Annotated in this window: 27 protein-coding genes and 1 pseudogene; 13 read left to right on the top strand and 15 right to left on the bottom strand. The window is 73.3% G+C overall.

The genetic code is table 11. The features are described 5' to 3' along the window. The first annotated feature begins 125 nt into the window (after positions 1 to 125). Together AB0H83_RS17545 and AB0H83_RS17540 are read left to right on the top strand one after the other, a co-directional pair. Entirely contained in the window at positions 126 to 1,262 is a 1,137-nt protein-coding gene (locus AB0H83_RS17545) for an endo-1,4-beta-xylanase (RefSeq protein WP_360094235.1), read from the top strand. A 22-nt stretch (positions 1,263 to 1,284) separates the two neighbouring features. Further along, the gene (locus AB0H83_RS17540) at positions 1,285 to 2,310 is read left to right on the top strand and encodes a glycosyltransferase (protein WP_360094232.1); all 1,026 of its coding nucleotides are present in this window, start codon (positions 1,285 to 1,287) and stop codon (positions 2,308 to 2,310) included. 1,754 nt (positions 2,311 to 4,064) lie between these two features. Here AB0H83_RS17540 and AB0H83_RS17535 read toward each other — a convergent pair. The 3 genes from AB0H83_RS17535 to AB0H83_RS17525 form a co-directional block, all read right to left on the bottom strand. After that, positions 4,065 to 6,899, bottom strand: a complete 2,835-nt coding sequence (locus tag AB0H83_RS17535) for a glycosyltransferase family 4 protein (RefSeq protein ID WP_360094229.1) — start codon at positions 6,897 to 6,899, stop codon at positions 4,065 to 4,067. Next, positions 6,896 to 8,440, bottom strand: coding sequence for a hypothetical protein (locus AB0H83_RS17530; protein WP_360094226.1), 1,545 nt, complete (start codon positions 8,438 to 8,440; stop codon positions 6,896 to 6,898). Before AB0H83_RS17530 ends, AB0H83_RS17535 begins: the two co-directional genes overlap by 4 nt. 160 nt (positions 8,441 to 8,600) lie before the next feature. After that, entirely contained in the window at positions 8,601 to 9,251 is a 651-nt protein-coding gene (locus tag AB0H83_RS17525) for a TetR/AcrR family transcriptional regulator (RefSeq protein WP_360094223.1), read from the bottom strand. Positions 9,252 to 9,317: 66 nt separating this feature from the next. On the opposite strand from AB0H83_RS17525, the gene AB0H83_RS17520 reads away from it, so the two are divergent. Beyond that, positions 9,318 to 9,785: a GNAT family N-acetyltransferase gene (locus tag AB0H83_RS17520; protein WP_360094220.1), complete on the top strand. Its 468-nt coding sequence runs from the start codon at positions 9,318 to 9,320 to the stop codon at positions 9,783 to 9,785. A 75-nt stretch (positions 9,786 to 9,860) separates the two neighbouring features. Here AB0H83_RS17520 and AB0H83_RS17515 read toward each other — a convergent pair whose 3' ends face one another. After that, positions 9,861 to 11,111 carry a hypothetical protein gene (locus AB0H83_RS17515; RefSeq protein ID WP_360094217.1) on the bottom strand — a complete coding sequence of 417 codons (1,251 nt, stop codon included), beginning with the start codon at positions 11,109 to 11,111 and terminating at the stop codon, positions 9,861 to 9,863. A 170-nt stretch (positions 11,112 to 11,281) separates the two neighbouring features. On the opposite strand from AB0H83_RS17515, the pseudogene AB0H83_RS17510 reads away from it, so the two are divergent. Further along, positions 11,282 to 11,326, top strand: a pseudogene (locus AB0H83_RS17510) (hypothetical protein); the annotation flags it as partial. Here AB0H83_RS17510 and AB0H83_RS17505 read toward each other — a convergent pair. Continuing rightward, positions 11,310 to 11,762 (bottom strand): DUF1203 domain-containing protein, encoded by a 453-nt coding sequence (locus AB0H83_RS17505; protein WP_360094214.1) that lies wholly within the window; start codon positions 11,760 to 11,762, stop codon positions 11,310 to 11,312. The pseudogene AB0H83_RS17510 and the gene AB0H83_RS17505 sit on opposite strands and share 17 nt — an antisense overlap. A 152-nt stretch (positions 11,763 to 11,914) precedes the next feature. Here AB0H83_RS17505 and AB0H83_RS17500 point away from each other — a divergent pair, with 152 nt between their 5' ends. After that, a complete protein-coding gene (locus AB0H83_RS17500) occupies positions 11,915 to 12,355 on the top strand; it encodes a hypothetical protein (RefSeq protein WP_360094211.1) in 441 nt (146 codons plus the stop codon). 290 nt (positions 12,356 to 12,645) lie between these two features. Here the strand turns inward: AB0H83_RS17500 and AB0H83_RS17495 are convergent, their stop codons facing one another. From AB0H83_RS17495 to AB0H83_RS17480, 4 genes are all read right to left on the bottom strand, one after another. Continuing rightward, on the bottom strand, positions 12,646 to 13,224 hold the full coding sequence (locus AB0H83_RS17495) for an NAD(P)H-dependent oxidoreductase (RefSeq protein ID WP_360094314.1): 579 nt from the start codon (positions 13,222 to 13,224) through the stop codon (positions 12,646 to 12,648). A 70-nt stretch (positions 13,225 to 13,294) separates the two neighbouring features. Then, positions 13,295 to 13,759, bottom strand: a complete 465-nt coding sequence (locus tag AB0H83_RS17490; protein WP_360094208.1) for an SRPBCC family protein — start codon at positions 13,757 to 13,759, stop codon at positions 13,295 to 13,297. Positions 13,760 to 13,977: 218 nt separating this feature from the next. After that, positions 13,978 to 14,808, bottom strand: a complete 831-nt coding sequence (locus tag AB0H83_RS17485; RefSeq protein WP_360094205.1) for a helix-turn-helix transcriptional regulator — start codon at positions 14,806 to 14,808, stop codon at positions 13,978 to 13,980. Between the two features lie 186 nt (positions 14,809 to 14,994). Then, on the bottom strand, positions 14,995 to 15,243 hold the full coding sequence (locus AB0H83_RS17480) for a DUF397 domain-containing protein (protein WP_360094202.1): 249 nt from the start codon (positions 15,241 to 15,243) through the stop codon (positions 14,995 to 14,997). Positions 15,244 to 15,446: 203 nt separating this feature from the next. Between AB0H83_RS17480 and AB0H83_RS17475 the strand changes: the two genes are divergently transcribed. Continuing rightward, a complete protein-coding gene (locus AB0H83_RS17475; protein WP_360094199.1) occupies positions 15,447 to 16,103 on the top strand; it encodes a GGDEF domain-containing protein in 657 nt (218 codons plus the stop codon). 16 nt (positions 16,104 to 16,119) lie between these two features. Continuing rightward, entirely contained in the window at positions 16,120 to 16,323 is a 204-nt protein-coding gene (locus AB0H83_RS17470; protein ID WP_033361121.1) for a hypothetical protein, read from the top strand. Positions 16,324 to 16,608: 285 nt separating this feature from the next. Here AB0H83_RS17470 and AB0H83_RS17465 read toward each other — a convergent pair whose 3' ends face one another. Beyond that, positions 16,609 to 17,364: an endonuclease/exonuclease/phosphatase family protein gene (locus AB0H83_RS17465; RefSeq protein WP_360094196.1), complete on the bottom strand. Its 756-nt coding sequence runs from the start codon at positions 17,362 to 17,364 to the stop codon at positions 16,609 to 16,611. Positions 17,365 to 17,381: 17 nt separating this feature from the next. Here AB0H83_RS17465 and AB0H83_RS17460 point away from each other — a divergent pair, with 17 nt between their 5' ends. The 3 genes from AB0H83_RS17460 (at position 17,382) to AB0H83_RS17450 (ending at position 20,622) form a co-directional block, all read left to right on the top strand. Beyond that, positions 17,382 to 18,623 (top strand): ArgE/DapE family deacylase, encoded by a 1,242-nt coding sequence (locus AB0H83_RS17460; protein ID WP_360094193.1) that lies wholly within the window; start codon positions 17,382 to 17,384, stop codon positions 18,621 to 18,623. Positions 18,624 to 18,748: 125 nt separating this feature from the next. After that, positions 18,749 to 20,233 carry a cellulose binding domain-containing protein gene (locus AB0H83_RS17455; RefSeq protein ID WP_360094190.1) on the top strand — a complete coding sequence of 495 codons (1,485 nt, stop codon included), beginning with the start codon at positions 18,749 to 18,751 and terminating at the stop codon, positions 20,231 to 20,233. A 47-nt stretch (positions 20,234 to 20,280) separates the two neighbouring features. Continuing rightward, positions 20,281 to 20,622, top strand: a complete 342-nt coding sequence (locus tag AB0H83_RS17450) for a PadR family transcriptional regulator (protein WP_360094187.1) — start codon at positions 20,281 to 20,283, stop codon at positions 20,620 to 20,622. A 97-nt stretch (positions 20,623 to 20,719) separates the two neighbouring features. On the opposite strand, the gene AB0H83_RS17445 is transcribed toward AB0H83_RS17450, so the two are convergent. Then, positions 20,720 to 21,160 (bottom strand): MarR family transcriptional regulator, encoded by a 441-nt coding sequence (locus tag AB0H83_RS17445; protein WP_360094184.1) that lies wholly within the window; start codon positions 21,158 to 21,160, stop codon positions 20,720 to 20,722. Positions 21,161 to 21,236: 76 nt separating this feature from the next. Here AB0H83_RS17445 and AB0H83_RS17440 point away from each other — a divergent pair, with 76 nt between their 5' ends. Continuing rightward, a complete protein-coding gene (locus AB0H83_RS17440; protein ID WP_360094181.1) occupies positions 21,237 to 21,608 on the top strand; it encodes a cupin domain-containing protein in 372 nt (123 codons plus the stop codon). Here AB0H83_RS17440 and AB0H83_RS17435 read toward each other — a convergent pair. Continuing rightward, positions 21,560 to 22,372, bottom strand: a complete 813-nt coding sequence (locus AB0H83_RS17435) for an AraC family transcriptional regulator (RefSeq protein WP_360094178.1) — start codon at positions 22,370 to 22,372, stop codon at positions 21,560 to 21,562. The genes AB0H83_RS17440 and AB0H83_RS17435 overlap by 49 nt on opposite strands. A 48-nt stretch (positions 22,373 to 22,420) precedes the next feature. Here AB0H83_RS17435 and AB0H83_RS17430 point away from each other — a divergent pair, with 48 nt between their 5' ends. Further along, entirely contained in the window at positions 22,421 to 22,831 is a 411-nt protein-coding gene (locus AB0H83_RS17430; RefSeq protein WP_360094175.1) for a DUF2000 domain-containing protein, read from the top strand. A gap of 11 nt (positions 22,832 to 22,842) precedes the next feature. Continuing rightward, positions 22,843 to 22,992, top strand: a complete 150-nt coding sequence (locus AB0H83_RS17425) for a hypothetical protein (RefSeq protein WP_360094172.1) — start codon at positions 22,843 to 22,845, stop codon at positions 22,990 to 22,992. Between the two features lie 48 nt (positions 22,993 to 23,040). Here the strand turns inward: AB0H83_RS17425 and AB0H83_RS17420 are convergent, their stop codons facing one another. The 3 genes from AB0H83_RS17420 to AB0H83_RS17410 form a co-directional block, all read right to left on the bottom strand. Further along, complete coding sequence (locus AB0H83_RS17420) at positions 23,041 to 23,460, bottom strand: hypothetical protein (RefSeq protein WP_360094169.1); 420 nt, start codon at positions 23,458 to 23,460, stop codon at positions 23,041 to 23,043. A gap of 62 nt (positions 23,461 to 23,522) precedes the next feature. Beyond that, positions 23,523 to 24,401 (bottom strand): NAD(P)H-hydrate dehydratase, encoded by an 879-nt coding sequence (locus AB0H83_RS17415; protein WP_360094166.1) that lies wholly within the window; start codon positions 24,399 to 24,401, stop codon positions 23,523 to 23,525. After that, positions 24,388 to 25,113 carry a histidine phosphatase family protein gene (locus AB0H83_RS17410; RefSeq protein WP_360094163.1) on the bottom strand — a complete coding sequence of 242 codons (726 nt, stop codon included), beginning with the start codon at positions 25,111 to 25,113 and terminating at the stop codon, positions 24,388 to 24,390. Before AB0H83_RS17410 ends, AB0H83_RS17415 begins: the two co-directional genes overlap by 14 nt. Positions 25,114 to 25,194 lie beyond the last annotated feature (81 nt).

The raw sequence follows: 25,194 nt of genomic DNA, 5'->3' as shown, positions 1-25,194 counted from the left end.
GACGCAGCCCACGGCACGGTACAGCACCGCGGAGGCGGCGTGCCGCCACGCGCCCGGCCCCCGGCTCTCAGCCTCCTCGGCTAGGGTGCCATACGGACGTCTATAACGATCGGGGCAGCTTGGCGGTGGAGACGGGGGCAGTGCGCAGGCTGGCGATGCATCCGCTCGCCAGGGTCTGGACCTGCGTCACGGTCCTGCTCGCAACGATCGGCGGCGCGTCCGCGCTCTGGTCGTGGTCCGACCGGCCGACGGCCGGCCAGCCGGTCCGGCACTCCCCGACCGCCGTCGCGGGCGTCGGTGGCGGGCTGCAGCAGCTGGCGAAGCCCTGGCATCTCGCCATCGGCACGGCGGTACAGCCGGGGCCGTTCGAACGCGACTGGCGCTACCGCACCACGCTGACCCACGAGTTCGGCAGCGTCACGGCGGAGAGCCAGCTCAAGTGGGATCTGCTGCAGCCGGTCCAGGGGCAGTTCGACTGGTCGGGCGCCGACGCGCTGATCGGGTTCGCCGAGGCCAACGGCATGGCGGTGCGCGGTCACACCCTTGTGTGGCACATGGCGCTGCCGGCCTGGCTGGAGAAGGGCACGTTCAGCCCCGACCAACTGCGTGAGCTGCTGCGAAGCCACATCCAGGCGACCGTTGGGCGATACCGTGGCCGCATCGGGACCTGGGACGTCGTCAACGAACCGTTGGCGGACACCTCAGGGCAGCTGCGCAGGTCCTTGTGGCTCGACGCGCTCGGCCCCGGCTACATCGCCGACGCCCTGCGCTGGGCGCACGAGGCGGACCCGCAGGCAAAGCTGTACATCAACGACTTCGGGGTGGAGAACCTCAACCGCAAGAGCGACGCCCTGTACGCGATGGTCGCCAAACTGCGCGCGGACGGCGTCCCGGTCGACGGGGTGGGCTTCCAGACGCATGTGACCATTGACACGCCGCCGAAGACGCTGCGGGACAACCTGCGCCGCTTCGCCGACCTGGGCGTCGAGGTGGCGATCACCGAGCTCGACGTGCGCAGCGCGGGCGCGGCGACCGATGCGTCCCGTTCCGGGCAGGCCGTCGTGTACGCCGGTGTCCTGCGGGACTGCCTCGCCGTCCCGCGCTGCGTGTCGGTGACCGTGTGGGGGTTCACCGACGCGTACTCGTGGATCCCGCCCGCCTACCCTGGCTGGGGCAACGCGTGCCTGTTCGACGACGCGTTCCGGCCGAAGACCGCGTACGGGCAGATCCGGCAGGTGCTCACCGAGGCACCCGGCCGGTGAGCCCCGATCTGGAGGAGCGACAGTGACCGACCTGCCGGGCGCCGGGCTGCGCGTGCTGCACGTCACCAACATGTGGCCGGAGGGCGACAGCTTCCGCGGCATCTTCGTCAAGGAGCAGGTCGAGGCGCTGCGCGCGCTCGGCGTCCACGCCGACGTCGAGATCGTCGCGCAGGCCCGTGGCCGGCGTGACTACCTGCTCGCCGCGCCCCGCATCCGCCGCCTCGTCCGCGCCGGCCGCTACGACCTGGTGCACGTCCACCACGGCATGACCGGCGTCGCGACCCGGTTCATCGGCGGCGTGCCGCGCATCCTCAACCTGTACGGCCACGACGTCAACTGGCACTGGCAGCGCTGGATCACCAAGCTGGGCTGGGGCGGGGTCGCCGACAAGGTGTACGTCTCCCGCCGCATGGCCGTGGCCGCCAAGGACCCCGACGGCGAGGTCATCCCCAACGGCGTCGACTTCGACCTGCTGCGCCCCGCCGACCGCCAGGCGCCCCGGGCCGCACTCGGCTTCGCGGAGCACGAGAAGGTCGTGCTGTTCGGCGCCGTACCCGGCAACTGGGTGAAGGGCCACGACGTGTTCACCGACGTGCTCGCCGAGCTGACCCGCCGCGGCTGGCCCGTCCGCGAGCTGGTCCTCGCCGAGCCCGGCCAGACCCGCGAGGGCATCGTGCCCAAGTTCCTGGCCGCCGACGTGCTCCTGTTCACCTCGCGCAAGGGGTACGAGGGCTCCCCCACCGTCGTGAAGGAGGCCACCGCGATCAACCTGCCGGTCGTCACCACCGACGTCGGCGACGTGGCCGAGGTCCTCGACGGCGTGCACCCGTCGGCGGTCGTGGAGTTCCCCGAGCCGTGGGGCACCCCGGAGACCCGCGCCCAGCTGGTGGAGGGTCTGGTGGCGCGCTGCGTCGAGGTGTTCGAGGCGGGTACCCGCTCCAACGGCCGCGAGGCGAACGCGTGGCTCGACTGGACCGTCATCGGCCGCCAGATCATCGCCCACTACCGCCGTGTCCTGAACCCCGCGGAGCCTCTCGCACGCCTCTGACGGTGCCGCCCTTTTCGGCGCGGCCGCGCCTTTCGGCGCGGTCGCGCTCTTCGTGTCGGCGCGGCCGCGTCCTTCGGCGCGGTCGCGCTCTTCGTGTCGGCGGGGTCGCGGAGGGTTATCGCGCTGGACACGGGGGTGTGCGGCCTCGAGAATTGAGGGGTAGCGCCTACCGGGGGGAGGCGGCACGTGCCACGACCGTGTTTTGCTTTGGACGCAACAGATTCAGCCGCCGGGCTGAGCGGCTGGGAGGCTCGGTTCGCCGCGCTGTCCGCCGAGCGGGAGCGCCGGCTCGCGGCGAAGGCGCTGATGCGAGCGGAGTTCGCCGCGGCCCGCGCGCACGGACTGGCAGCCCGGCACGCGACGAAACTGACCCGGCTGCGCAACGCCCGCCTGCTGGCGGAGCTGGACGCACCAACCGGGCCGACTGCCGCAACGGGGCCTGATGCTGCGACAGAGCCGACTGCGGCAACCGGGCCGACTGCAGCAACCAGGCTGGGTGTGGCAACAGGGCCCACTGCAGCAACCGGGCCGACTGCAGCAACCGGGACCAGTGCCGCGGGGACCGATGCCGCAGCCGGGACCAGTGCCTCGGCGGGGGCGGGTTCGGCGGCGGCCGAGACGGTTGCCGCGGCGGCGATCGACGCTGCACCGCCCTGCGTCGCTGCTGACGGCGCCCGCCCCGGGCCACGTGACCAAGTGGACGACATCTCCGAACCACGAACTCTGGCAGACGCTCCTCCATCAACCGCGCCGTCCCAGCCAGCAACGACACCGGTCCGGTCGGCACCGAAATCAGCACCGCGCGCTCCCGCGAGGACCCACCCGGCGATTGCGGGGTCAGGTCGACGGAGGCTGCGCCTTGTCCATGCCGCACTGCACCGCCGCGACGTGAGCGATTGGCCTTCGCGGCGGGGGCGGTCTGTCGGGTTCGGTCGGCTTCGATCACGACGCGCCGCTCGATCGCCTCCCCCAGCGCGCTGACCCCTGCCGGGCCACGCCGTGGCCGGGTGGGGAACTGCTGACCGCTCGACGGAACGCACGGAGGGAGGCAACGAGGCGCCGCGCTGAGGGCTGCATTGGCGCGGTCAGGGTTTGCCGATGTGCGGCACGCACCCGGTGGGCTCCTGCCTGTCCTTGAGCAGGTCCGCCCTCCGGCAACGGTCCGTGGCATGCGAGCGCTGGCATCCCGGTGGGGCTCTGCACGCCGCGGTGGCGCTCTGCACGCGGCGCCGTATCCTCGCCGCACCAGTGCCAGCACGACCTGCTGTGCCCAACCGCCGCGCCGCGCGGCCGGCTCGGGGCGCTGCTGGTCAACAGGTGCCTGCGCGTGAACGTGGTGCCCGGAGTGGTCAGAGGCGGCAACGACGGCGAGGGCAACGACGGCGGCGGCGTCACCCACAGGCGCGCCACGCGCAGGCCCAAGGCTCGCGGCGCCACAGGCGGCGAGCGCTGGCACACCGGTAGCGCTGGCACACCGGTAGCGCTGGCACACCGGTAGCGCTGGCACACCGGTAGCGCTGGCACACCGGTGGCGCTTGCACGCCGCGACGCCGACCTCGCCGCATCGTGTCGGCACGACCCGCCATGCCCAACGGCCGCCCTGCAGACCCCTCTCCCGACTGAGCACGGCTCAGCGGCCACCACCGTGGGCGGGCCCGCGTCGGTCTTGGCCGGGGGCGCGGTGCGCCGCGCGGCAGGGCCGATGGGCCGCTGGCCGGCGGCTGTCAGCGCGTGAAGGCGGTGCCGGGAAAGGGTCAGAGGTTTTCGCTTGCGGGGGCGGGGTCGTGGGTTGGGCGGGTGCGTTGTGCCGGGACCAGTGTGGGCTCCGAGGTCGACGGCTCAGACGCAGGCCCAGACGGCGACGCCGGGCGGGGGGACGGGATCTGAGCGCCGGTCGTCGGGGCGTCCGGGGCCGCAGCAGGAGCGTTGCCTGTCATCCGGTCGATCAGGGTCAGGAACACCTGGCGCTGGGAGCTCCAGCACAGGTCGGCCATCACGGCGCTGGCGCGGGTGGCTCGGGTGGCGGCCAGTGCTGGGTCGGTGGCGAGCAGGCGCATCGCGGCGAGGAGGGTCTCGGGGGTGGCGGGGTCGACGTAGGTGACGGCGTCATCGGGGAAGTAGCGGGCGATCACGTGGTTGCGGAAGGTGATGACGGGGATGCCGAGGCTGGCGTACTCGAGGAGCTTCGTCGGCAGGACCTCGTTGGTCCACGGGTCGAGGCGGCTCGGGACGACGCCGCAGGTGACGTGCTCCAGGGCGGGCGGGACGGCGGTGATCGGCACGACGCCGTCGGGGAGCGTGACGGCGTCGTGCAGGCCCAGGTCGGCGACGCGGGCGCGCAGCGGGGTGAGGCCGTCGCCGCTGCCGAGGATCTGCAGGCGGGCGGTCGGCACGTCCTGGCGCAGTGCGGCCAGGGCCTCGACGAGGTTGTCCAGGCCGTGGCGGGGGGCGATGAGGCCGTGGTAGCTGAAGACGACCTGGTCCGGCGGCGGGGTGCGGTACGCGCGCGGCGGGAACAGGCGCTCGTCGGCGCTGTTGAGCACGATCGTGATCCGGCGGCTGGTGAGGCCGCGTACGGTGTCGGCGTAGGGCTCGTGGACGGTGAGGACCTCGTCGGCGAAGGCGAGGGCGGCGCGGGTCGACAGCTTGATGCCGCGCATGATGAGGCCCCGGTCGCGGAACTTCGAGGCGAACAGCTGATACGTGAGGTCGTGCACGTCGAGCAGGACCGGCACGCCGGCGAGCTTCTGCGCGACGGCGGTGAAGACGACGGCCTCCGGCATGGTGTGCGCGTGCACCAGGTCGAAGGCGCGGGGGCGGCGCACCAGCCACCAGGTGGCGGCGATGATGAAGGCGCCATAGAGCTGGACGTAGGCGAGGGTCGAGTCGCCGCGGTACTTGCGCACCCGCAGGTGCACGACCCGCACGCCGTCGATCATCTCGACCCGCGGCGCGCCGGGGCGGTCCAGGGCGAGCACGGTGACGTCGTCGCCGCGGGCGGCGAGGGCCTCGGCCTCCCGGCGGACCCGGGCGTTCGCCTCGTACTCGCTGATGATGACCATGCCGATGCGCAGGGGCTCGCCGGGTGCGCGGGTCCTGCCGCGGCCGGCCTCGGGCACGCCGAGCGCCCAGGCGATGCCGAGGACGGTGAACAGCAGCGCCGGGAAGAGCGGGTCCTCCAGCGCGATGGCCAGGAACGCGATGAGGACGCCGGCGGCGACGGAGCCGGCGGCCCACGCATAGACGGCCGGCGGGGCGCGGCGGGCCTGCCGGGCGGCCGCGGGGTCGCGGCGGCGGCGGGCCTGGCGCAGCAGTGGGCGGCACAGCAGGTACAGCCACGCCAGGTACGCCAGCGCGCCGAGCGCCCCGGTCTCCACGCCGAGGTGGATCCAGAACGAGTCGACCGTCTCGGTGTAGAAGCCGTGCAGATTGAACCCGCCAGGCCCGAAGCGGGGGTCCTCGTTCCAGTGGGGGTTGTTCTGGTACGCCACGTAGCCGCCGAACTGTCCGGTGCCGTAGCCGAGCAGCGGGCGGTGCACCCACAGTTTGGCCGCCTGCCGCGCGTACAGGATGCGGATCTCGCGCTCGGCGGGCGGCGGGACGGGCTCCGCCTCGCACCCTTCGGGCTTGTCGCAGGAGGGCGCGGGGGCGGGCTGCTCGCCCTCGCGGTAGCCGCTCGGGGCCTCGACCGCGTTGACGACGCCGGCGAAGCGGCGGTTCCACTCGGCGCGGTTGCTGGGGGTGACCAGCAGCGGCAGCGCGGCCGTGGCGACCACGACGAAGGCGACCCCGGCGACCGGCGCGATGCGGACCCGGTTGACGAGCCCGACGACGACGAGGCCGGCCATCACGGCGAGCATCGACTCGCGGGACTGGCTGGCGGCCAGGGCGAGCCCGAGGACGAGGACCGCGCCCCACAGCAGCAGCCGGCGGCGGGGCCGCACGGCGAGGTAGGCGGCCAGGCCGAGCAGCGCGAGCGCGATGAGGTGGCCGACGTCGTTGGGGTGGCGGAAGACGCCCTGTGCCCGGTTGATGCTGAACCAGGTGGTGTCGGTCCAGCCGAGCATCGAGTACGCGGGCCAACCGAACGCGAACTGGGCGATGGCGGCCAGCACGTGCACGGCGACGACGGGGGTGAGCGCCAGCAGGAGCCGGCGCACGGCGGCGGGGCTGGGGCGCAGCGCCCGCCAGGCGTAGAAGACGATGGCGCCGCGCAGGTAGACGAACATGCCCTTGGCGATGAGCGGCAGCGGCGAGTCGGAGGCGAGCCCGGCCAGCACCAGCACGACGGCGAGCACGACGAGCGCGGCGTCGGCGCCGGTGAGCAGGCTGCGCCAGCGGCGGGAGAGCGTGAACTTGAGCGCGGTGGTCGCGAGCAGCGCCAGGTACAGGGCGTTCTTCAGCACCCGCGGCCAGGTCGTCGGCGGCACCGTGCCGTAGGTCGCCGACGGGGTCTCCAGCAGCACCCCGTTGAGCCACGCCTCGGACAGCACGAGCAGCAGCAGCGCGGCCAGCAGCACCCACAGTGCGAGGTCGACGGGCCGGACCCACCGGTCGCGCGGGCTCACCGTGCGTGTCGTGTCGTTCATGCGTTGCCTTCGTCCATCCTGGTGAGCAGCAACCTACCGTCCTGGGCGAACACGATCACGGCGAGCCCTCCGGCCACGAGGGCCGCGGCCAGCTGGGTCACGAGCCGGGCCGGGCCCGCGACGTCGACGGTGTCCCCGGCGACGGCGAGCGCCGCGGCGGCCGCCACGACGAGCGTGCCGCGCACCAGGGTGCCGGTCCACGGCATGTGCCAGCGCCGCCACGCGGAGGCGACGGGCCCGCCGGTGGTGACGAGCATCGCCGCCAGGTAGGCGACGGCGACCCCGGCGCCGCCGTACGCCCGGCCCAGCGGCGCGGCGAGCAGCAGGCCGGCGACGCAGCCGGCCACCGCGTAGCCGACGGGTCGCAGGGAGTCGCGCAGCGATCCGCTGGACAGCGCGTTGACCGGGCCCGTCGCGAGGACCGACACGTACGTCGCGACGAGCATGAACCGCAGCTCGGGCGCGCCGGCGACGAACGCGTCGCCACCGTACAGGCGCAGCAGCGGCTGGGCGAGCGGCAGCGCGGCGGCGAGCGGCGCCGCGAGGACGACGACGGTGCCCCGCATCGACAGGTCGGTGCTGCGGCGCACCGCGGTCGCGTCGCCCTCGCCCTGCGCGTGCGACATCGCCGGGAAGAGCGCGAGGCCGAGGACCCGCGGCAGCAGGTACAGCGGCGACACCAGCGTCACGGAGGTCACGAGGTACCCGACGTCCGGCCCCGCGGCGAACGCGCTGGCCAGCAGGGGCAGGCCCTGCAGGAGACCGGCGGCGGACCCTGCGCCGAGCGCGGCGAGCCCGGCGAAGGCGAGGACCTCGCGGCGGTGGGCGGCGGGTACGGGCGGCAGCGGGGCGCCGCCGCGCGGGGTGTCCGGCAGGCGGGTGAGCCGGGCACCGGCGACGACGACGGCGTAGCCGAGGGCGAGCGGCAGCAGGTACACGGTCCAGCCGGCGACGATCACCACGACCGTGGCGAGGATCGCCAGACCGGATCCGGCGACCTCCAGGCGGCTGTACCGGGCGACCCGGTCGAACCCGTAGAACGCGGCCTTGTCGACGCTGTAGGCGCAGAACGCCGCGGCGAGCAGGCCGACGGCGACGGCGTCGGCGAGCGAGACGGGGAACAGCAGCCGGGCGGCGACCGCGGACAGCACGCCGAGCACGACCGCGCTCGCGTCGCAGATGCGGCGCAGCAGCAGGTGCACCGCCTCGGCCGCGGCGGGGTCGGCGCGGCCGCGGTTGTGGGCGACGAACTTCGCCATCGCGCTGGCCAGCCCGGCGGGGACGAACAGGCCCGCGACGTAGGTGATGCCGATCAGGGAGCCGATCACGCCGTATGCCTGCGGGCCGGTGGCGTGGCTGACCAGCGAGCCGTGGACGAGGCGGCTGAGGCCGAGCACGACGAGAGCGCCGAAGGACAGCGCGCCGGTGCGCAGGACCGCCCGCGCGGCCAGCGGACGGCGTGCCGGGGCGACCGGCGGCGCGACCGCGCGCAGGCGACCGCGTCGGATCGCTCCGATGATCACAACATCCCCGCTCGACATGCTTGGCTCGCTGAGTAACCGACGAATCGTACAGCGTGAATCACTCCCCGCGCGGGCCCCGCTACCCGTCCGGGGAGCCCGCCGCCGCCGGACATTTGGGGTAGATGGCCACGCGTGCCACCAGGGATCATGCGGTACCGGCGGTCCGGTGATCTTTGCCTCACCCACCCGGTGACGCCTTGCCTGGCGCAACGCCCGGCCGGTCCGGCGCCGCCCCACCCTCGGGGCTTGCGGTCCCACCCTCGGGGGTGAGGCCGAAGGCACCGAGGGTGAGGTCGAGCATCTTCACCTGTACCGGCGGCGGATAGGCCTCCGGGTCGGCGGCGGCGAACGCGGCCGCGCCCTCGACCATGGCGATGAGCGCGTCGGCGACGGTCCCCGGGTCCTGCCGCGGCCCGGCGACGGCGACGAGCCGGCCGACCCTGGCCCGCCAGGCCCGGTTGCCGGCGCGGTGCATGGCGATGAGGTCCTCGTCGGCGACGGCGGCGGCCAGGAACCCGACCCACACGGTGCTTTCCGCGGTGGTCTGCGGGTCGAGGGCGAGGCCCTGGTGCAGCACGGCGCGCAGCGCCGCCCGGGGCGAGCCGGCCGCGGCCTCCAGGGCCTCGACGCGGGCCCGGGTCGTCTCGTGCAGCAGCTGCCGGGCGTGGCGCAGCAGCGCCCGCCGGTTCGGGAAGCGGTGCATGACGAGCCCGGTGGTGCAGCCGGCAGCGGCCGCGACGGCCCTGATGGTGAGCCGTTCGAGGCCCTGCTGCGCGAGCACGTCCCAGACGGCCCTGGACAGCAGCTCCCCCTGCTCCTGGCGTGGCACTCGTCTCACCCCTCCGGCTCGTAACAACTGTTACGGTAACGCCTGTTCCGACAGGAGGGTACGACGATGACGGACTGGACCATCGAGGCGCGTGCCTGGGACGACCCGGCGGGCGCCGCCCTGCGCGCCGCCCAGCGGGCCGAGCTCGACGCCCGGTACGGCAGCGACGACCACGAGCCCGGCGCCGCCCCGAGCGCCGGGGACATCGACGTGTTCCTGGTCGCGGTCAGCGACGCCGACGGCGCCACGGTCGGCTGCGGGGCCCTGCGCCGCTTGGAGGCGTCCGCGGCGGAGATCAAGCGGATGTACGTGGTGCCCCCGGCCCGCGGCACCGGCGCCGCGACCGCGATCCTGCGCGCGCTGGAGGACGCCGCGCTGGCCCGGGGCTGGACCACGCTGCGCCTGGAGACCGGCACCGAACAGCCGGACGCGCAACGCTTCTACGAGCGCGAGGGGTACCACCGGATCCCGCTGTTCGGCGGGTACGCCGGCTCGACGCTGTCGGTCTGCTACGAGCGGACCCTGCGCCGGTAGCGGTGCCGGCGGGCCGCCCCCGAGGTGGGTCCGGGAGCGGCCACACGGTGCTGTCAGGCGGTGGCGATGGTGCTATCAGGCGGTGACGATGGTGCCGTCGGTCTGGCGGGTGCAGGTGACGTTGCGGGCCGCGGTGGCCGCCGCGCCGGCCAGGCACTTGCCGAGCACGGCGTGCCCCGCGGCGTTCGGGTGCCACGACTCCTGGCAGGTCTGGAAGTACGACACGCAGGTGTTCGCGATCCGCTGGATGGCGATCTTGTCCTTGCCGGCGAGGCTGGTCACGAACACGCCGGAGGGGCCGTCCTGCAGGCGGATCGGGGTGGCGAGGGCGTTGGCCGGGCTGCCGGCGCGCTCGCACAGCCGGGCGCCGTCGAACGCGCGCTGGACGTTGAGGTACACCAGGTCGGCACCGGGGAACTCGGCGGCGAGCGTGTCGCGGGTGGAGCGCACGATCGTGCCGAGGCTCTGCGAGAAGCCGTGGCCGGGGGCGAGGCTGGCGCGGTGGATCGGGCAGCCCGCGGCGTACCGCTCGGCGCCGAGGTCACGGAACTTGTCCCGGTCGTCCTGCCGGCCGTCCTCCTCCCAGTAGCTCTGTTCGAGGTCGAACGGCAGCGGGTTGGTGTAGTCCTGGAACACGACCCGGTGCCGGCCGTCGGCGTCGATCTGGTCGAGGGTCGTCAGCAGCTGCCGCACGGCGGCGGTCGTCTCGGCGGTCGCGGCCGCGACCTGCGCCGCGGTGGCGAGGTCGGCGGCGGTGCAGGGCTCCTGCTCCACCGGGCCGTTGAGGTACGCCCAGAACTCCCACCAGCCGGTCCACGCGTCGGCGATGAACCGGTTCGCGCACTTCTCGGCGACGTCGCCGAAGGTGAACGAGCTGTTGTTGGAGCCGAGGCCGACCAGGACCAGGTCGATGTCGTGGGTCTGCGCGACGGCGCGGAGCTGGGCGAGCTGCGCGGCGACGGTGCGGCCCTTGTCGCGGGCGCCGGACGGGTTCGCGATGTCGTGCGGGCGGCCGCCGGAGCACGCCAGGTTGAAGCGCGCCTGGATGCCGGGCAGCGACGCCTGGTGCAGCGAGGCGTTGGCGGAGCGGTGGCAGAAGAAGGCGTTGCTGTTCGGGGCGGACCAGCCGGGGAACGACTGGGCGACGCCGTTGGCGTCGACGACCGGCTGGTAGCTGCCGGCGCCTTCACCGCTGATGAAGCTGTCGCCGATGGCGACGGCGGCGGTCGGCAGCGCGGCCGCGGCGGGCAGCGCGGGCACGACCGCCGCGCTGGTGGCGGCCAGCACGCCGGCCACCGCGAGGGCGGTACGACGGAACACGGACACGGCGGTTTCCTCGATCCCATCGAATGTGAGAAATCCTCTGGGTCGGGATCAGATCACGACGCCTGCACGCGCGTCAATGTTTCGATACGATTTCCCGATAAAACCTGTCGGGTTGGTCATGAAGTCGGGTCCGGGGCAGTCGGCAGGCCCGGCTCAGCAAGGCCCGGCTCAGCAAGGCCCGGCTCAGCGGGTCGCGGCTCAGCGGGTCGCGGTGAACATGAAGCAGCCGTACGCGATGTTGCGGGAGTCGACGCGCACGACGGCGGGCTCCCGCAGTACCGACTCCAACGCCCCCTCGGGATCGGAGCCGTCGTGCACCCGCGTCGCCGGGTGGATCCAGCCCCGCGCGTCGTAGGCCCGCAGCACCTGGGGCCGCCTCCGCCAGTCCTGCGGGTAGCCGGTCCCCGCCGGCCCGGCACACCGCTCGGCGTGCGCGAAGACCGCGCCGATCTCCCGGTACGGGCTGGGCGGCAGCACCGGTTCGTACCCGAACAGGATCAGCGCCTCCCCCTCGACCGCGTCCCGCAGGCAGCACCGCAGCGGCTCGCCGCCCGTGGCGACGGACCGCTCGACCGGGTGGCCGGAGACGTCGGTTCCCTTGCCCCGCACCGATTCCAGGATGCCGGGGTCGATCGCGTGCACTGTGAACATGCCCCGATCCTGGCCCACCGCACCCCGCCGTGGCTGGCGGAAATCGGCCGTAGCTCTCCCCTGACGCCCGCCGCGTTCTCCCCCGCCGCTCGCCGTGCTCTCCCCCGCCGCTCGCCGTGCGGACCGGCATCACCGCACTTACCGTTGAGCAGGTGGAGCGTGTACCCCTGGACGAGAACGCCGCCGCGCGGCACCGCCTGACCACCCTCATCGAATCCCTCGGCGACGACGACCTCGACCGGCCGGTCACTCCCAGCTGGAGCGTGGCCACGGTGCTTGCCCAGCTGGCGTTCTGGGACCGCTGGGCGCAGACCCTGGTGCACCGCTGGCGCTCCGGCGAGCTGCCCCCGCCCACCGTGCCCCCGTGGTACGACGACGCCATCAACCACACGCTCCTGCCGACCTGGCAGGCACTGCCGGGCCGGCAGGCGGCACTGATCGCGGTCGCCGCCGCGGAGGCCGCGGACCGCGAGATCGAGAAGGCGGAGACGCCGGTGCTCGCGGGCATCCTGGCCGCGCAACAGTCGAACCTGCTGGACCGGGCGACACCGCGGAACGACGCGCTGGACCGCATCGAACACGCCTTGCGCTGATGTCCACCACCACCGACCGGCGGCCTTTGCGCGCAGGGCCGGCGTGCCCGCACGGGCGAGTCGCGACTTTGCGCGCAGGGCCGGCGTGCCCGCACGGGCGAGTCGCGGCATGTCGTGGTGCTGCGACAACCGCCGCCTCCGGCAACCCCAGGACCCGATCACCAGTCCCAGCACGGCTCCGTCGTAGCGGGCGGACCGTCCATCCCTACGCTACTCTAGCCATAGAAATTGATCTTCGATGCCATCACCGTCAGTAGCCTAGCCTGCCGGCAGTGGCCGGAGAAAAGGCCTTACTGGTACGGGGCGGACTCGAGCAGCCGGGCCAGGTGGGCGGCGTTGGCGGCCAGGGTGAGCGTCGCGGCGGCCGTCGTGTCGGGCTTCGGGCCGGCGTCCTTGTAGTCGACCTTGCCCATGGCCTCGCCGACCCAGTACGTGGACGCCGCGGCCGGGACGGTGAAGCCGACGTCGTTGAGGGCCTGCAGGACCTCGGCGGTGACATGGTGCGCGCCGTCCTCGTTGCCGACGACGGCGACCGCGGCGACCTTGCCGCGCATGGTGCCGGTGGTCAGTTCGGCGTCGAGGCGTTCAAGGACCATCTTGCAGACCGAGGACGGCTGGCCCATCCAGATCGGGGTGGCCACGACGAGGATGTGGGCGTCCAGCAGCTGGGCACGGATGCCGGGCCAGGCGTCGCCGGGGCCCTCGTCGGCGGAGACGCCGAAGCGCACGTCGTGGTCCGCGACGCGGATGACGGTGCCGTCGACGTCGTGGTCGGACAGGGCGGTGAGGACCTCCCGGCCGAGCAGTTCAGAGCTGGACGGGGACGGGGACCTACGCAGTGAGCAGCTCAGCACGAGGGCGCGCAGCATCACGGGAAAACCTCCTGAAAACACGGGAACGCCGCCCCCTACGCGAAGGGGCGGCGTTCCACGAGAAGACCTACAGACCCGGGCGCTGGATGTCGCCGCGCCACTGGCCGGACTCGGTGCCGCGCTCCTCGATGAACTCCTTGAAGCGCTTCGTGTCCGCCTTCACCTGCAGCTCGTCGACGCCGGCGGCGGCGCCGGCCTTCTCGACGAGGCCTGAGGGCTGCCAGTCGAGCTGGACGGTGACCCGGGTGTCCTGGTCGCCGAGGCGGTGGAAGGTGACGACGCCGGCGTGCCTGGTGTCGCCGCCGACGCTCTTCCACGCGATCCGCTCGTCCGGGTGCTGCTCGGTGATCTCGGCGTCGAACTCGCGCCGGACGCCGCCGACCTTCGTCACCCAGTGCGTGCGCCGGTCATCGACCTGGCGGATCGATTCGACGCCGCTCATGAACCGCGGGAACGACTCGAACTGCGTCCACTGGTCGTATGCGGTGCGCACGGGCACGTGGACATCGATGGTTTCGGTCACGCCACTCATGCGTTCCTCCGAACCCTTGACTTGCGCGTTCCTCCATCTCGTGCCCGTCAGGCAGGGCCGCAAACCGATTCAGGCCTGTTGTTGCGTAGGTCGCACCGCGAGTTCGTGCCACCCCCAGCACCTCACGCGCCCACGCGTGGTGCTCCGCGACGTGCCGCGGGCGGGTGACGACGTCCGTGATGGTGCCGAGGTCCAGAGGGACCGAAGTGCCGCGACGGTCAAGACTCCAGGTCGCGGCGGATCTCCTCGAGGACCTTCTGCGTCTCCGTCGGCGGGCGGGCCTCGACGCACAGGCGTTCCATGGCTTCGGCGTACAGGTCGACGTCGTCGCGCTTGTCGAGATACAGCGCGCTGGTGAGCTGCTCGATGTAGACGACGTCGGGCAGGTCCTGGTCGGGGAAGCGCAGGATGGTGAACGCGCCGCCGGCCGCGGCGTGGCCGCCCGCGTTGAACGGAATGACCTGCAGCCGCACGTTGGGCAGGGTGTTGGCCTCCAGGAGGGCGTCGACCTGGCCGCGCATGATGTCGATGCCGCCGATCGGCCGGCGCAGCGCCGCCTCGTCGACGACGACCCACAGCTTCGGCGCGTCGGGGCGGGTCAGCACCTGCTGGCGGGCCATGCGCAGCTCGACGCGGCGGTCGATCTCGTCGGACTTGGCGCGGCCGTGGCCGAGCAGGACGACGGCGCGGGCGTACTCCTTGGTCTGCAGCAGGCCGGGCACGAACTGCACCTCGTAGGTGCGGATGAGGGCCGCGGCGGCCTCGAGGCCGAGGTAGGACTGGAACCAGTTGGGCAGCACGTCGCCGAAGCGGTGCCACCAGCCGGGGTTGTTCGCGTCGCGGGCCAGGGCGAGCAGCCGTGTGCGTTCCTCTTCGTCGTCCAGGCCGTAGAGGGTGAGCAGGTCGGCGACGTCGCGCTCCTTGAAACCGACGCGGCCGAGCTCCATGCGGCTGATCTTCGATTCGGACGAGCGGATCTCCCAACCCGCGTCCTCACGGGTCACGCCCTGCGCCTCGCGGAGCCGGCGCAGGTGGGCGCCCAGCAGCATCCGGAGGACCGTGGGGCCTCCGGACGCGCCGCCTTCAGGGGTTCCGGTCGTCACCTACTGCCTCCGAGTTCCTGGACATGCCTCCGTCGCTCCAGCGCGAGCCGGAGTAAGCATGCCATGAGCCGACAGTAAGCGGGAGTGGGCTCGCGTCGATCCGGCGGTATCGCGACAAACGAGCCCACGCCCTCAGCGGTCGCGATGCAGCAGGTTGTCGAAGTCGCCGTCCCGGGCCCCGGCGATGAAGGCCGCGATCTCGTCGTAGGTGTAGATGAGCGCGGGCCCCTCGGGGTCGCGCGAGTTGCGCATCGCGAATCCGGCCCCGCCGGGTAGAGGGGCCAGCTCGACGCAGTTGCCGCTGGGGTTGCTGCGGCTGCTCTTCTGCCAGTGCACATCCGGCAGGTCGCCGGCCGGCATCCCGTTGTACGTCTGCTCCATGGACATCTCTCTGCAACATGTGGTTGAAAGTTTGCCGAGAATCGGCGTCTGCACGTGCATCGGCTCTTGCGTATGCAGCCGATAACGCGCATGCTAGCGCATGTGCGAATGTGCGGGGACGCTCACAATTGGTGACCGAAACCGGACGTTCGCTCCCAAATGATCGGGTGGCTTCCCCAGCTGCGATCTTGGAGGACGCGCGCATGGACCCTCTCGCCTTCCTGGCCGGTGCGGCCGCGGCGGCTGGAGCGTGCGCGGCCTGGATCCAGCAGCGGCGGGTGGCCCAGCTGCAGCGGCAGCTCACCGCGGAGCGCCACGCCGCCAGCCATGACGCGCTGACGGGGCTGCCCAACCGGCGCGCCTTCTACCAGCGCGGCGCCGAGCTCGTCGCCGATCCGCACGCTTACCCCCTGGTCGCCGTCGTGCTCGACGTCGACGGCTTCAAACAGATCAACGACGCCTACGGCCACTCCGCCGGCGACGAGGTCCTGGTGACCATCGCGCGCCGCTTCTCCGCGTGCGCGGGGCGGGGCGTGGTGGCCAGGCTCGGCGGCGACGAGTTCGCCGGTCTCATCGCCGGGCGCGACGGGGAGCCCGACGAGCAGGCCGCCAGCCTCGCCGACCAGCTGGCCGCGCCGATGCGGCTGTGCGGCCAGGTGGTGTCGGTCAGCACGTCGGTCGGGCTCGTCCCGGTCGAGCCCGGCGCGCACCTCGCCGATGCGGTGCACCGGGCCGACGCCGCCATGTACCGCGCCAAGCACCACACCCAGCGCCGCCGCCCCCACCTGGTGACGCACCAGCACGTCCTGCACGCATCGCTCCGCCTCGGCAAGCCCGCCCACCCCACATCGGCGACCTGACAAGGATCCCCCCGCGATGGACCTCAAAGAGCTCGTCCGCCAGCGCCGCCGCCACCAGCCCCGACCCAAGAGCTGGCTGGCCGCGAAACTCCACCGTGCCGAGCAGTGCCGCGACTGCCACCAGCCGTGGCCCTGCGACCAGTACGTCTCCGCCCGCAACTCGGTGCTCGTGTACGCCCTGCGACGCCTCGAGCTCGCCCGGCCCGGGAGTCTGGGGTGACGATCGCGCACATCCCGGCCCGGCCCACGTGGCTGTGCACGGGATGTCGCGAGCCCTGGCCGTGCGCCGCGAAACGCGACCAGCTTCTCGCGGAGCACGGCGACAGCCCCGCCGAGCTGCGCACCATGATGGCGCTGCGGGTCGCCGACGCCGCCGAGGACCTGCGTCAGCTCGGCGCCGACCAGCTCTGGGCCCGGTTCCTGGGCTGGCTGCCGGCGCCGGGGCAGGGTCCCATGATCCGTTGGGTGGCCAACCCGCCGCTCGGCGGGCACCGCAGGCCGCCGTTCAGGGAGCAGATCGACCCGCGGGGTCCGGCACTGCGAGTGTCGCCACCACCGGAAAGTGGTCAGACGCGGACGCAGTCGCGGCGCCGTCCAGGACGCGGCACGCCGTGAAGTCCCCGGCCACCGCCGGCGACGCCAGGACGTAGTCCAGCCGCGAGCGGACGAACTCCGCGCCGCCGAGCGCGGTCGGCACCGTCCAGCCCTCTCCCGTGCCGACCCGGCGGAACACGTCGACCAGGCCGCGGCGGGCCAGCAACGCCATCGCCCGCGTGTCCGGGCCGCCCCGGCCGAACCAGCGCCGGTGCCGCCGCTGCACCTCGGCGTAGGGCGTCCACGGGTCGAGGGAGTTGAAGTCCCCCATCAGCACGACCCGCTCGCGCCGCGCCGCGAACGCCGCCAGCCGCCGGGCCTCGTACAGGCGGACCAGCCCCCAGTACGGGAACAGGTGCACGCTGACCAGCGTCAGCGGTCCCGCCGCGGTCGCCACCTCCACCCACGCCGCGCCGTGATGGAACGGCCCCGGCACCGCGCCCTGCCGCAGGACCCGCAGGTGCGGCGCGACCAGCAGGCCGACGGGCTGCCCGGTGCGCGGCGGCGCCACGTGCAGCCGCATGCCGGTGCACCGCGCCAGCGGAGGGTCGCCGCGCAGCTCCTGCACCGCCGCGACGTCGGGCGCGGCGGCATCGACGACCGCGCACACCGCGTCCAGCCTGCCCTGGTCCGCGCCGGTCAGGATGTTGTACGTCAGCAGCGTCAACGACATACATTGCCCGGATGGACGTCCACAACGCTCTCCTCAGCTCCCGCGACGAAACCGTCAGCACCCTCGTCGACCTGATCCGCGTACCCAGTGTGGGGGGCACCCAAGCGGAGGCCGACATCGTGCGGCACGTCGCCGGGCTGCTCTCCGGCGAGGGCGTCGAGACCGACCTGTGGCCGATCCCCCTCGCCGACCTCACCGCCCGCCCCGACTTCCCCGGCATGGAGGTCGAGCGCACCGAGGCCTGGGGGCTCGTCGCGCGGCTGCCCGGCACCGGCGGCGGCCGCACCCTCATGCTCAACGGCCACCTGGACGTGGTGCCGCCCGGCGACCTGTCGACCTGGTCCGACGACCCGTTCTCGGGCAAGATCGAGGACGGCCACGTGTACGGGCGGGGCGCCTGCGACATGAAGGGTGGCTTCGTCGCGGCCCTCGCCGCCCTGCTCGCGCTGCACCGCAGCGGCACCCGGCTGCCCGGCGACGTGCTGCTCGCCGCCGTCGTCGGCGAGGAGGACGGTGGCCTCGGCACGTACGCGACCCTGGAGCGCGGCTGGCGCGCCGACGCCTGCGTGATCACCGAGCCGACCGCGCTGGACGTCCTGGCCGCCAACGGCGGCGCGCTCACGTTCCGGCTGCGCGTGCCGGGGCTGGCCGCGCACGCCTGCGCACGAACCAGCGGCGTCAGCGCCGTGGAGAAGTTCCAGCTCATCTTCCCCGTGCTGCGGGCCCTGGAGGCGTCGCGCAACCGCACCGTGGATCCCATGATGGGTCGCTGGGACATCGCGTACCCCTTGGAGATCGGCACCGTGCGGGCCGGCGACTGGGCCTCGACGGTCCCCGACCTGCTGGTCGCCGAGGGGCGGTTCGGGGTGGCCCTCGACGAGCCGGTCGAGCAGGCCCGCGCCGCGTTCGAGCAGACGGTCGCGGAGGCGTGCGCCGGCGACCCGTGGCTCAAGGAGCACCCGGTGACGGTCGAGTGGTGGGGCGGGCAGTTCGCCTCCGGCCGCTGCCCCGACGGCACCGACCTGGTCCGCCGGGTCCTCGACGCGCACACCGGCATGCACGGCGGCCCGGCGCCGGCGGTGGTCGGCGCGCCGTACGGATCCGACCTGCGGCTGCTGACCAACATCGGCGGGATCCCGACCGTGCAGTACGGCCCCGGCGTCGGCTACGGCCACTGCCCCGACGAGCGGGTGTCGATCGACCAGGTCCACGCGTGCGCGGCCACGCTGGTGAACCTGGCGCTCACCTTCTGAGCCCGCGACGGAGCGACTCCGTTGCGTGTTGGTAGCGCTCCACGGCGTGAGAGGCATTGACCAAGAGTTGTAAAGACTGTTAACTAATCAGCCAACGGACGCCGCGACGCGAAAGAGGCTGGTCGATGCGGATCTCGCGCACGTTACTGCTGGCCGGGACCGCCGGCGCGGCGATCCTGCTGGTCGCGCCCCTCACCGCGGCCGCGGCGGCGGCGTCGCTGACCGCCGCGTTCGCGCAGACCTCCGTGTGGAGCAGCGGGTACGGCGCCGAGTTCACGATCACCAACCGGGGCGACGCGGCGACCGGCGGCTGGGTCGTGGAGTTCGACCTGCCGGCCGGCTCGACCGTGAGCAGCTCGTGGGAGTCGGCGCGGACCAGCACCGGGCAGCACCACCGCTTCGCCAACGCCTCGTGGAACGGCGCCGTCGCGGCGGGCGCGTCGGTCCGCTTCGGCTTCAACGTCAGCGGCACCGGCACGCCGGTCAACTGCACCGTCAACGGCGCGCCGTGCGCGGGCGGTCCCGCGCCGTCACCGACCTCGGCCCGGCCGTCGTCGCCCGCGCCGTCCTCGCCGGCGCCGTCCTCACCCGCACCCTCCCCGTCCGCGCCGTCGTCACCGGTACCGTCGACGCCGCCACCGAACGGGTCCACTGTGGACGTGTCGACCGCCGCGCAGCTGCAGGCCGCCCTGGCGGCGGCGCGGCCCGGCCAGACCATCCGGCTGGCACCCGGCGTCTACGACGGCTCGTTCATCGGCACGACCCCGGGCACCGCCGCCGCGCCGATCACCGTCACCGGCCCGCGGACCGCGATCCTGACCAACCCCACCGGCGCCGGCAGCGGCCCGTCGTGCCCGGTGCCGACGCCCGGCTGGGACCCCGGCTACGGGTTCTGGCTCGCCGGCGCGGCGTACTGGAACCTCACCGGGTTCACCGTCGCCGACTCCAAGAAGGGTGTCGTCCTGGACGACTCGCCGCACGTGACCATCGACGGCCTGTACGTGCACCACACCGGCGACGAGGGTGTCCACTTCAGACGGTCCTCTTCGGACGGTGTGATCCGCAACTCGACGATCGAGTACACCGGCACCGCCCAGCCCGCGTACGGCGAGGGCGTCTATCTCGGCTCCGCCAACTCGAACTGGGCCTGCCACGGCAACAGCGGCGGCGTCGACCGCTCCGACCGGGTGCAGGTGCTGGACAACCGCATCGGCCCGTACGTGGCGGCCGAGCACATCGACGTCAAGGAGGGCACCGTCGACGGCGTCATCCGCGGCAACACGTTCGACGGGCGCGGCATCGCCGGGCAGAACTCCGCCGACTCGTGGGTCGACGTGAAGGGCACCGGGTACCTCATCCAGGGCAACACCGGCACGTTCGCGGCGCCGGGGACGTTCGCCAACGGGTACGAGACACACAACCCGGTCGCGGGCTCGGGCTGCGGCAACGTGTGGCGGGACAACGTCTCCGACCTCGGCGGCGCCGGCCGGTACGCGGTCAACGTGACCTCGACGTCCAAGTGCGCCGGCAACCTCAACATCGTCTACACCTCCAACACCGTGCGCAACGCGACCGGCGGCCTGACGAACATCACCCCGACCATCGGCTGACCGATCGGTCGATGGTATATACCGATGAGTTGAATATAGTGATGGACATGACTGGCGTACCGTTACGTGAACCGACGTTCCTCGTGCTGACCGCGCTCGCGGCCGAGCCCCAGCACGGCTACAGCGTGCTGGAGGACGTGCGGCGCATCTCCGACGACCGCGTCCGCCTGCAGGCCGGCACGCTGTACGGCATCCTCGACCGGCTCCGCGTCGACGGGCTCATCGAGGTCGACCGGGAGGAGATCGTCGCATCCCGGCTGCGCCGCTACTACCGGCTCACCGTCCCGGGCCGCGACCTGCTCAGCACGGAGACCGACCGGCTGCACCGCAACGCGGCCGCCGCCGACCGGCGCCTGCGCCAGCTCCGGCTCGCCACCGACGCCGCCTGATCCGACGCCGCCCGATCCAGCGCCGCCCGATCCAGCGCCGCCGATTCCGGCGAGGACGCCCTTCGACCACGTCCGGCCCCGACGACGCGGCCCGGGCTCAGGTCGTGCTGATGCGCAACAGCGAGTCGCGGAGGCGGGCCAGCTCGTCCGCGCCGAGCAGCGCGGCGAAGTCGTCGTCCACCTCCGACATCGCGGCCGGGGCGTCGGCGAGGAACGCCGTGCCGCGCGCGGTGAGGGCGACCACCACGGCCCGCTGGTCGTTCGGGTCCTGACGGCTGGACACGTAGCCGAGCACCTCGAGCTCCTTGACCAGGCGGCCCGTCATCTGCCGGGTGATGCCCGCCTTCGCCGCCAGGTCGGTGATGCGGGTGCCCGACGGGTCCAGGTTGGTGATGACCGGCAGGTGGCCGAGGCGGATCTCGCTGTGGCCGCGGGACTGCAGCTTCGCCAGGGACGCCGCCTGGGCCCGCCGGTGCGCGTGCAGCAGCAGCCGGCCGAGCGGCAGCGCACGCAGCTCGCCGGGTGTGAGATCAGACATGCGAAACCCCGTTTACAAAGTACGAAACCTGGTTTAGCTTTTGAGGCACCGCAACCAACCCATCATGGAGGACAGCATGAGTATCGTCCGGGCCGCCGACGCGCCGCGATTCGAGCTCGACGGATCCACGTTCACGGTGTTCGCGGGGCCCAGCAACGGCTCCCAGCAGGTCTGCGCGTGGCGGCTCACCGTCGCCGCGGGCCACGAGTCGATGCCGCACAGCATCGACCGCGACGAGGTGTTCATGGTGCTGTCGGGGCAGCTGCGGGTCACCCCCGGCGGCGCCGTGCTCGGTGCCGGCGACGCGGTGGTCGTGCCGGCCGGCGAGCCGATCGCCGCGCACAACCCGGGCAGCGAGCCCGCCGAGGTGTACGTCACCGTCCCCGCCGGCTTCACCGCCTACCGCGCCGACGGCAGCGTGTTCGGCACCCCGCCCTGGGCGGCGTAACGCGCAGGGGTGACCCCGACGTGCCGGACGAAGTGCCGGTGCAGGTGTGACTGGTCGTGGAAGCCGACCTCGGCGGCCACGGCCGCGGGGGGCCGGCCGTCCAGCAGAAGCCGGCGGGCCAGTTCGACGCGGCGGCCCACCAGGTACCGGTGCGGCGGCAGCCCGAACGTCGAGGTGAACGACCGCACCAGGTGACCCGGGTGGCAGCCCAGCAGCGCGCCCGCCTCGGTGAGCGTGATCCCCTCGCGGGTCCGCGCGTCGAGCAGGTCCCGCAGCCCGCCCGCAACCCCGGCCGCGGGCGGCCCCCAGGCGGGCGGCACCGGACCGAGGTGGCCGCGCAGCCGCTGCCGGATCAGCGCGAGGCGGCTCTCCGCCTCCAGCTCGTCGCCGGGCGCGTCCAGGGCCAGGTGCAGCTGGTGGATCCGGCGGCGCAGCAGCGGGTCGTCGACGCCGGGACGGTCCACGGCCGCGCCGGCCAGGCCCTCGTCCAGGACGGTCGTGTCCAGGTAGAGCACCCGCTTGCGGAAGCCGTCCCCGGTCGCCGCCCGCCCGTCGTGCGCGACGTTCGGCGGCAGCAGCGTCACCGACGCGCCGGCCGCCCCGCGGTGGTGGCGGTCCAGGTCGAACCGGATCGCGCCCTCGTCGACGATGAGCAGCGTCCAGGCGTCGTGCACGTGCGGCGGATAGGCGTGCTCGACGAAGTGCGCGTGGAACACCTCGGCGATGCCGGGCACCCTGGGCCGCCATGCGGTGACGAGCTCCATGTGCACAACGTACAAGACCGCCCAGGTCAGGGCGGGCACGCTGGGCGCATGACGTTCCCCACGAAGATCGCCGTGCTGCTGCGGGACGACCTGGCCGTCTGGCAGCGCCTCAACGTGACCGCGTTCGTCGTCAGCGGCATCGCCGGCACCGCGCCGGACCTGCTCGGCGAGGACTACCTCGACGCCGACGGCAACCGGTACCTGCCGATGTTCGGCCAGCCCGTGATGGTCTTCGAGGGCGACGCGGCCACCCTCGCCGCGGCGCACCGGCGGGCCGTGGAACGGTCGGTCGCGTGTGCAACGTTCACGGAGGAGCTGTTCAAGACCGGCAACGACGAGGACAACCGGGCCGCCGTGCGCGCCGTGCACCAGGCAGATCTCCGGCTCGTCGGGATGGCCGTGCACGCACCCAGGAACGCCGTCGACAGGATCCTCAAAGGGGCCAGCCTGCATCGTTAGGCTGCCACGCCATGGACCTCCCCGCAGCTGAGCAGATCACCGTCGCGTTCGAGGGGCCGGGCGCCGGCCGCGGGCCGCTGTCGTGGGGCCAGATCGAGAGGGCGCTGCTGGAGCACCTGGAGCGGGTCGCGGTGCAGGCCGCCGTTCGGGCCCCCCGCTGACGCTGCGGCTGGGCGCTCACGCTTCCTGCTGGCGCTGCGGCTGGGTGCTCAGGCTTCCTGCTGGCGCAGCAGTTCGGCGAACTCGGCGTAGGACGAGTCCGACTTCGGCAGGAGGCCGGCCGCGACCATCGCGGGACCGAGCTCCCGCGACACCTCCGCGTCGCCGCACTCCAGCCCGAACTGGATGACCTCCGCGACGACCTCGGTGGTGCCGGCGCGGAAGAAGGTTCCGCTGTCCACCTGGTACAGCCACGCGTCGTAGCGGGGCTCGTCGCCGTCCACGACCCGCCACAGGGTGCAGAACCCGCGGAAGCTCGTCTCGTCCTGGTCGTCGTCCGCGAGCCGGGCCTCGGCGTCGAGGTCCTCGCCGTCGTACAGGCGGCCCGCGGCCCGCAGCTGCGCACGCTCGACCGGGCTCAGCCCGCCGGCGTCGGTGATCTCCCGCTCGTCCACGAATCGACTCGGCACGGCGCACAGCCAAGCGCACCGGCGTGCGGCGCGTCAATCGCCCGTGCGGTTGGCGTCGGGCGTCAGATCGTGCCGAGGGTGTACGCGACCTCGTCCAGCAGCTCACGGGCCAGGAACCCGGTCCTGCCGTGGCGCGGGGCGAGCCGCTGGCCGCTGGTCGCGTGCGCCCACGTACCCCAGCAGGCCGCCTGGGCCGGATCCGCGCCGCGGGCCAGCAGCCCCGCGATCACCCCGGCGAGCACGTCGCCGCTGCCGGACGTGCCGAGCCCCGCGTCGCCGCTCTCCTCGAGCCAGACCCGGCCGTCGGGGGCGGCGACGGTGCCGTACACCGTGGCGACCGCATGACAACGAGCGGCGACGGCGGTCGCGACGGCGGTGAGATCGTCGCCGCTGCCGACGGAGCCGGGGTCGCCGAGCAGGTAGCCGGCCTCGGTGACGTTCGGGGTCAGCACGACCCGCTGCGGGCGGCCGTCGAGCAGGTCCGGGTGGCGGCTCAGCGCGCCCAGGGCGTACGCGTCGAGGACCAACCCGGCGCCGGCCGGCAGCGCGTCAAGGACCGCACGCAGCAGGGACTCGGTCTCGTCGATGTCGTCGAGGCCCGGACCGATCGCGACGGCGTCCGCCTGCGCGGCGAGGTCGAGCAGCCGCTTCGGGACGTCGCCGGCGACGCTGCCGGAGCCCGTCTCGGGCAGGCCGATGACGGCAGCCTCGGGCACCGCGATGCTGAGCGCGGTGGCGGTGCTGTCGGTGACCGCCAGTTGCAGACGGCCCGCGCCGGCGCGCAGGGCGGCGATCCCCGCAAGGAGGACGGCGCCGGGGGTGGCGCGGGAACCGCCCACCACGAGCACCGTGCCGCGGTCCTTCTTGTCGGTGGTGCCCGTGCGCAGCGGCCAGTCCCGCAGCAGGCCCGGGGTGATCGTGCTGTGCTCAGACGTCGGCACTGACGTCCTCCTGCCTGGTCGCCGGGGCACCCTCGCGGTGCAGGTGATCGACGGCGTTGAACCGTTCGGGGCGCAGCCGTTGCCCGTCGGACGCCCAGCTGCTGATCGAACAGTTGCCCAGCGCCGTGGCCCGGGCGAGCGCCATCAGGCTCGGCTCGTCGAGGCCTTCCACGAGGTACCGCACGAGCATGACGACCGCTTCGTGGCCGAACAGCACGACCCGGCCGCCCGGGTACGCGGCGCGCACGTCACCGAGCAGCGAGCGCAGCCGCAGCAGCACGTCGGCCCACGACTCGCCACCGGGCGGGCGGTAGTAGAACTTGCCGAGCCGCCGGCGCCGGGCCGCCTCCAGCGGCAGCCGCGCCTCGACGCCCCGGGCGGTGAGCAGGTCGATGACGCCGAGCTCGCGGTCGCGGAGGCGCTCGTCGTGCACGACCGGGATGCCGGTGCCGGCGAGGGCCAGCTCGGCGGTCTGCCGGGTCCGCAGGTACGGCGACACCACCGCCACCTGCGGGCGCCGCTCGGCGGTCAGCCCGGCGATCCACCGGCCCACGGCCTGCGCCTGCTCGCGGCCGAGCTCGGACAGCGGGACGTCGGCGTCACGTTCCGGGATGGCGATCTCCTCGAGTCCCCCCGCCTCGGCGTGTTGTGCGAGCACGTTTCCGGTCGACTGGCCGTGCCGGATGACACCGAGCCACTGCAGTTCCGCCATGCCTCTCCTTTGCCCCGGCCCGATTCCCTTCACACAACGACGCCGGCCCGCCGGCGCCGGTCTGTTTCTGTCATACCCTTC

It is taken from the genome of Dactylosporangium sp. NPDC050688 (assembly GCF_040654515.1).
GTDB lineage: Bacteria > Actinomycetota > Actinomycetes > Mycobacteriales > Micromonosporaceae > Dactylosporangium.
This window is presented reverse-complemented; position numbering and strand designations above follow the sequence as displayed.